At 51.6% G+C, this 634-nt stretch carries 3 tRNA genes and 1 rRNA gene; all 4 read right to left on the bottom strand.

What is annotated here, in order from left to right:
• Window positions 1-102: ribosomal RNA gene (locus QSJ37_RS17895) — 16S ribosomal RNA — on the bottom strand; the annotation flags it as partial.
• A 240-nt stretch (window positions 103-342) separates the two neighbouring features.
• Window positions 343-415, bottom strand: a tRNA-Ala gene (locus QSJ37_RS17890).
• A gap of 12 nt (window positions 416-427) precedes the next feature.
• Window positions 428-501: transfer RNA gene (locus QSJ37_RS17885), tRNA-Pro, on the bottom strand.
• A gap of 3 nt (window positions 502-504) precedes the next feature.
• A tRNA-Arg gene (locus tag QSJ37_RS17880) sits at window positions 505-581 on the bottom strand.
• Window positions 582-634 lie beyond the last annotated feature (53 nt).

Here is a 634-nt window from a genome sequence, read left to right as displayed (position 1 = left end):
CGCTAACCGAACAGAAGCAAGCTTCCGTTCGGTCCGCTCGACTTGCATGTATTAGGCACGCCGCCAGCGTTCGTCCTGAGCCAGGATCAAACTCTCCAAAAAGAAAGTTGATTGGCTTATTTAATTTGGCACTGACACCGAAGGTGTCAAGCGCTTCAGCTTTTCACATTGTCCAGCTTCAGCGCCTAGCTCTCTCGTGCCAAATAACCTTCCCCCTCGAAGTGCAAGCACTTCAGCGGGTGAAGAACATTTGGCTTCGAGAGCTGATCGCGGCGCTTCAGCATTTCTATGTGGACGCTTCGTTTTGTTCAGTTTTCAAAGAACATTAAATTTTTAAATAAGTGGAGCCTATCGGGATCGAACCGATGACCTCCTGCGTGCAAAGCAGGCGCTCTCCCAGCTGAGCTAAGGCCCCATATTGTCTAAATCGGGAAGACAGGATTCGAACCTGCGACCCCATGGTCCCAAACCATGTGCTCTACCAAGCTGAGCTACTTCCCGAAATGGCGCGCTCGAGAGGATTCGAACCCCTAACCTTCTGATCCGTAGTCAGATGCTCTATCCAATTGAGCTACGAGCGCATATGCCGAGGGCCGGACTCGAACCGGCACGGTAGTTACCTACCCCAGGATTT

Source organism: Parageobacillus sp. G301, from assembly GCF_030268025.1.
Lineage (GTDB): Bacteria > Bacillota > Bacilli > Bacillales > Anoxybacillaceae > Parageobacillus_B > Parageobacillus_B toebii.
The sequence above is the reverse complement of the archived record's forward strand: the minus strand, read 5'-3'. Positions and strand labels throughout refer to the sequence as shown.